The sequence below is a fragment of the Sphingomonas bacterium genome (assembly GCF_903643035.1).
GTDB lineage: Bacteria > Pseudomonadota > Alphaproteobacteria > Sphingomonadales > Sphingomonadaceae > Sphingomonas.
This window is the reverse complement of sequence record NZ_CAHJWW010000197.1, coordinates 1-5,123: the sequence shown is the minus strand read 5'-3', so window position 1 is coordinate 5,123 and position 5,123 is coordinate 1. Positions and strand designations below refer to the sequence as shown.

Genomic DNA, 5,123 nt, shown 5'->3' with positions numbered 1-5,123 from the left:
GGTCCAGCGCGGCGCGGCCCACCGGGCCAAGCGGCGGCCTCATGCCGGGGGTCCGGCCCGGGGCGCCGCCGCGATCACTGCGACCGGTCACTGCAACCGGTCACTGCGACAGGGTGCCGACCGCGATGGCGGTGGCGGATGCGCGGTTCTCGACGCCCATCTTCTCGAAGATCTGTTCCAGATGCTTGTTCACGGTCCGCGGGCTGATCCGCAGGATCTCGCTGATCTCGCGGTTCTGCTTGCCGCGGCTGATCCATACCAGCACCTCCGCCTCGCGGGAGGTCAGGCCGTGGCGTTCGGCCAGCAGCCGCTCGGCGTCGCCTTCGCGCCGTTCGGCGAGCCTGAACAGCCACTGGCCGGCGCTCGTCCGGCGCAGGAACGTGCATTCGACCGCGCGATCGCCGATCTCCAGCGACGCCTGCGCGCCCGGCGGCACATCGGGACCCTGAAGCCGCGCGACGATCGCGGCGAGCGGTTCGGGCAGGCGGACGTCGCGCGGCTTCCAACCGGGCAGCGTGCGCTCGATCATGTCCGCGGCCAGCGGCGTCAGCCACCCGATGCCGCCGTCCTCGTCGACGGCGAACGACGGCCGGCCGGCGGTGTCGAGCGCGAGCTGGCTGCCCTGCGCGACGCGGGCGTTGGCGAGATGCACCGACACGCGCGCCAGCAACTCGTCGACCACGATCGGCTTGTGGACGTAATCGACCCCGCCCGCCTCCAGCGCCTGCACGACATGCTCGCTCTCGGTCAGCCCGGTCATGAAGATCACCGGCAGGTGGCGGAACCGGCCGTCCGCCTTGATCCGGCGCGTCGTCCTGAAGCCGTCGAGCCCGGGCATCACCGCGTCCATCAGCACGAGGTCGGGCGTGATATGGTCGAGGAGGTCGAACGCGGCCAGTCCGTCGACCGCGATCAGCACGGTCATCCCGGCATGTTCGAGCGTCGCGGTCAGGAAACGCAGCGAGTCGGGCGTGTCGTCGACGACGAGGATCGTCGCGCGCGTTCCGCCTGTCGGCGGGCTAGGCGACATCGTCGATCCTTCGGGCGAGCGCGCGCAGGTCGAAGTTCTCCAGCATGCGCCGCATCTCCGCGACCGCCCCGCCACTGCCGGGCACGCCTGCCTCCAGATCGTCCAGAACCGTCGCGATCGCCCGGACGTGCCCGACCTTGACGTGGCGCCGCATGGTTTCGAGATAGGGCGCGGCCGCGTCCGGAAGCGTCGCGCCGCCGCCGCCGCCGCCGCCGCTAGCGCCATCGCCGCTGCCGCCCACGCTCTCGTCGGCTGCCGCGATCCAGTCGATCCCGAGCTGGCGGCCGATCGTGTCGAGCAGCGCGTCGAGGTCGACGGGTTTCGACACAAAGGCGTCGTGATCGCTCTCGCCGTCGCCGCCCGCGCGATATTCGTGCGCGTTGGCGGACACCATGACGATGCGCGGCGCCCTGCCCAGCATCGCGCGCAGCCGCGCGGCGATCTCCCACCCGCTGCAGCCCGGCAGCTGCACGTCGAGCAGGACCAGGTCGGGCGTGCACCGCCTCGCCAGCGCCAGCCCGTCCGCCCCGCCCGTCGCGGCGAAGACGTGGAAGTCCAGCGGGCGAAGCAGATGCTGGACGACGACGAGCTGGGCCGCATTGTCGTCGATGACCAGGATCGTCCTGCGCTCGCCCCGGTAGCCGACCAGCCGGTCGTGCGTCGGCGCGCTCGCCGGAGCGTCCATCGGCTCGGGCAGCAGCATGCGGAGCCGGAAGCTGCTGCCCCGGCCGACCTCGCTCGTCGCCGTGACCTCTCCCCCAAGGATCCCGGCGAGGACGCGCGTGATCGCGAGGCCGAGGCCGATGCCCGGCTGCATCGCGGCGTCGGGCGAGGTGCCCCGCTCGAATGGCTCGAAGATCCTCTCCATGTCCTCGGGCGCGATGCCGATGCCGGTATCGGTCACGTCGATCTGCGCGGTCTGGCTGCGATACCGCACCGTCAGCGCCGCGCCGCCCGCCTGCGTGTATTTGATCGCGTTGGACAACAGGTTGATGAGGATCTGTCGCAGCCGCTTCTCGTCGGTCCGCACGAACGGAGGGAGCATCCCGTCGACCGTATAGTCGAGCGTCAGGTTCTTCGCCGCCGCCTGCATCCGGAACATGTCGACGATGTGGTCGAGCAGCGCAGGCAGGCGAACGGTGTCGCGCCTGAACTGGAGCACGCCGCTCTCGATCCGCGAGATGTCGAGCAGGCCCTCGACGAGGTTGGTCAGATGCTCGGACGACCGTCGGATCACGCCGCCCGCCTCGGCCGGCGGGATCGCATCCTCGCGCTCCAGCAGCTGGGCATAGCCGTAGATGGCGTTGAGCGGCGAGCGGATCTCGTGGCTGACCGCGACGAGATAGCGGGTCTTGGCGGCGTTCGCGGCCTCCGCGGCCTCCTTGGCCCGCCCGAGCTCGTCATGGGTCCGGCGATGCGCGACTATCTCGTCCTCCAGCATCCGCGTCTGCCGCCGGCACTCGCCTTCGGCGCCGCGCCGGGCCTTGTGCAGCAGGACGAACGGGACGGCGACGCCGGCCAGGAAGATCAGCGATGCGGGAAGCGGGGCCGGAAACGGAGCAAGGGAGGGAACCGCGAGCGGGAGCGACATCGCGCGGTCCGCCTTCAGCGCCAGGGACCGCGCAGCGGCGGGCCTGGACGCGCGCGCGCGCGACCCGGCACCGAAACGCTTTCCGGGATAGTGCGCGAACGACGCATTGCAGCATCGGCAGACGAGGTGACACGTCTCATGAATTGACCATAAGGTTTATTACCGGATTGCACAAACGTAATATCGACGGCACAATGAGCCCGCTCCTCGAACCGGTCCGGGGGAAAACGGTCCGGCCACGATCAACAGGGAAAAGAAGATGGCTAGTCGGATGTCCAGGGTCCGCGTGGCGATTGCGGCGACCGCGCTGTTGCTGACCTGCTCGTGCGGCGGCAGTCCAAAGGTCGCGGCGGCTCGCAAGGATTTCTCGATCGGCTGGTCGATCTATGCCGGATGGATGCCCTGGCCCTATGCGCAGAAGGCCAGGATCGTGAAGAAATGGGCGGACAGGTACGGCATCCGGCTCAACTTCGTCCAAGTCAACGACTATGTCGAGTCGGTCAACCAGTTCAACGCGGGCAAGCTCGACGGCGTCACCGTCACCAACATGGACGCGCTGACCATCCCCGCGGCGGGCGGCAAGGACACGAGCGCGATCATCCTGGGCGACTATTCCGACGGCAACGACGGCATCGTGCTCAAGAACGCCTCGACCCTGGCCGACATCAAGGGCCGCACGGTGTATCTGGTCGAGCTGTCGGTGTCCCACTATCTGCTCGCGCGCGGGCTTTCCACGGTCGGGCTGAAGCTTTCCGACGTGAAGACGGTCAACACCTCGGATGCCGACATCGTCGGCGCCTTCGCCAACCCGGCCGCGACCGCCGCCGTCACCTGGAACCCGCAGCTCAACGAACTGCGCAGGACCCCCGGCGCGAAGCCGGTCTTCGATTCGCACCAGCTGCCCGCGGAGATCCTGGACCTGCTCGCGGTCGATACCGCAACGCTCAAGGCCAATCCCAACCTCGGCAAGGCGCTGGCGGGCATCTGGTACGAGACGATCGGGTTGATGCAGCGCAAGGACGCCGCCGGCGCCGCGGCGCGGGCGGCGATGGCGAAGATGGCCGGATCGACCCCGCAGGCGTTCGATGCGCAGCTCGCGACCACCCATCTCTACGCGACGCCCAAGGCCGCCGTGGCCGCCGTCACGGCTCCCGCGCTCGCCGGCACGATGACGAAGGTGCGGGATTTCAGCTTCTCCAAGGGCCTTTTCGGGGCTGGCGCGAAGTCGGCCGATGCGGTCGGCATCGCGCTGCCGGGCGGCGGGACGCTCGGCGACCCGGCCAACGTGAAGCTGCGCTTCGACCCGAGCTTCATGGAACAGGCCGCGGCGGGCAAGCTTTAGGGGAGCCGACGCGATGCGGTGGGTGAACGTCAGGCCGAGGCGTCGCGGTGCGGTCCTGCTGGGCACGCTGCCGCTGCTGGCGGCGCTGGTCGCCTATCTGTCCGCCTCCGCGATCCGCCATGCGGGCAACGGCGCCGATAAGATCCTGCCGACGCCCGCAGCGATGGTCCGGGCGATGAGCGACCTCGTCGTCCGCGTCGACCCGCTGAGCGGCCAGATCGCCTTCTGGGCGGACACGGCGGCGAGCCTGGAACGGCTCGGCCTCGGCCTTGGCATCTGCGCGCTGTCGGCGCTGCTGGTCGGGATGGTGCTCGGCGTCCTGCCCGCCGCGCGCGCCATGTTCGGCCCGCTGGTCACGACGGTCGCGGTCGTTCCCCCGATCGCGCTCCTGCCGATCCTGTTCATCGTCTTCGGGCTCGGCGAGACGGCGAAGGTCGCGCTGATCGTCGTCGGGGTCGCGCCGTTCCTGATCCGCGACCTCACCGACCACATCGCCGCCCTGCCGCCCGAACAGCTGGTCAAGGCGCAGACGCTCGGCGCGAACAGCTGGCAGCTCGCGATCCGCGTCGCGCTGCCACAGGCGTTGCCGCGCCTGATCGCGGGTCTCCGCCTGTCGCTGGGACCCGCCTGGGTCTATCTCATCTCGGCGGAGGCGATCGCGGCGGACACCGGGCTCGGCTACCGGATCTTCCTGGTGCGGCGCTACCTGTCGATGGACATCATCATCCCCTATGTCGCGTGGATCGCGCTTCTCGCGATCGGGATGGACGTCGCGCTGGCGCAGATCAGCCGCCGCGGCTTCGCCTGGGCGCATCAGGTCGGCCGATGACCGCTCTCCTCGCCTTTGACGACGTGTGGCTGGAATATGGCGACAAGGTCGTGCTCGAGCGCGTGACCCTCGCGGTCGCCGAGCGCAGCTTCGTCTCGATCGTCGGCCCGTCGGGCGCGGGCAAGAGCAGCTTCCTGCGCCTGGCGCTGGGCCAGGAGGCGCCGAGCCGCGGGCGCATCCTGCTCGACGGCAGGCCGTCGCCCGCCGAATGCGGGCCGGACCGCGGCGTCGTCTTCCAGCGGTATTCGGTGTTCCCGCACCTGACGGCGCTGCGCAACGTCATGTTCGCGCGCGAGGCCGCGGACGCGCCGCTGACCGGCCACCTGCTGGG

Annotated in this window: 5 protein-coding genes; 3 read left to right on the top strand and 2 right to left on the bottom strand. The window is 70.0% G+C overall.

The features are described from left to right. Window positions 1-100: 100 nt before the first annotated feature. Both HUV01_RS11745 and HUV01_RS11740 read right to left on the bottom strand, forming a co-directional pair. The gene (locus tag HUV01_RS11745; RefSeq protein WP_174298431.1) at window positions 101-1,030 is read right to left on the bottom strand and encodes a response regulator transcription factor; all 930 of its coding nucleotides are present in this window, start codon (window positions 1,028-1,030) and stop codon (window positions 101-103) included. Then, window positions 1,020-2,621, bottom strand: a complete 1,602-nt coding sequence (locus tag HUV01_RS11740; RefSeq protein ID WP_174298430.1) for a hybrid sensor histidine kinase/response regulator — start codon at window positions 2,619-2,621, stop codon at window positions 1,020-1,022. Before HUV01_RS11740 ends, HUV01_RS11745 begins: the two co-directional genes overlap by 11 nt. Window positions 2,622-2,880: 259 nt before the next feature. Here HUV01_RS11740 and HUV01_RS11735 point away from each other — a divergent pair, with 259 nt between their 5' ends. The 3 genes from HUV01_RS11735 to HUV01_RS11725 all read left to right on the top strand — a co-directional run. After that, window positions 2,881-3,963 carry a putative urea ABC transporter substrate-binding protein gene (locus tag HUV01_RS11735; protein ID WP_174298429.1) on the top strand — a complete coding sequence of 361 codons (1,083 nt, stop codon included), beginning with the start codon at window positions 2,881-2,883 and terminating at the stop codon, window positions 3,961-3,963. A gap of 13 nt (window positions 3,964-3,976) precedes the next feature. Next, the gene (locus HUV01_RS11730) at window positions 3,977-4,792 is read left to right on the top strand and encodes an ABC transporter permease (RefSeq protein ID WP_174298428.1); all 816 of its coding nucleotides are present in this window, start codon (window positions 3,977-3,979) and stop codon (window positions 4,790-4,792) included. Then, window positions 4,789-5,123, top strand: a 335-nt coding sequence (locus HUV01_RS11725) for an ATP-binding cassette domain-containing protein (RefSeq protein ID WP_174298427.1), incomplete at its 3' end; no start/stop codon positions are given. The genes HUV01_RS11730 and HUV01_RS11725, both read left to right, overlap by 4 nt.

Bases quoted from the DNA above. Each gene is read 5' to 3' on its own strand.
- HUV01_RS11745 (WP_174298431.1), bottom strand. From the start codon at position 1,030: ATGTCGCCTAGCCCGCCGACAGGCGGAACGCGCGCGACGATCCTCGTC.
- HUV01_RS11740 (WP_174298430.1), bottom strand. From the start codon at position 2,621: ATGTCGCTCCCGCTCGCGGTTCCCTCCCTTGCTCCGTTTCCGGCCCCG.
- HUV01_RS11735 (WP_174298429.1), top strand. From the start codon at position 2,881: ATGGCTAGTCGGATGTCCAGGGTCCGCGTGGCGATTGCGGCGACCGCG.
- HUV01_RS11730 (WP_174298428.1), top strand. From the start codon at position 3,977: ATGCGGTGGGTGAACGTCAGGCCGAGGCGTCGCGGTGCGGTCCTGCTG.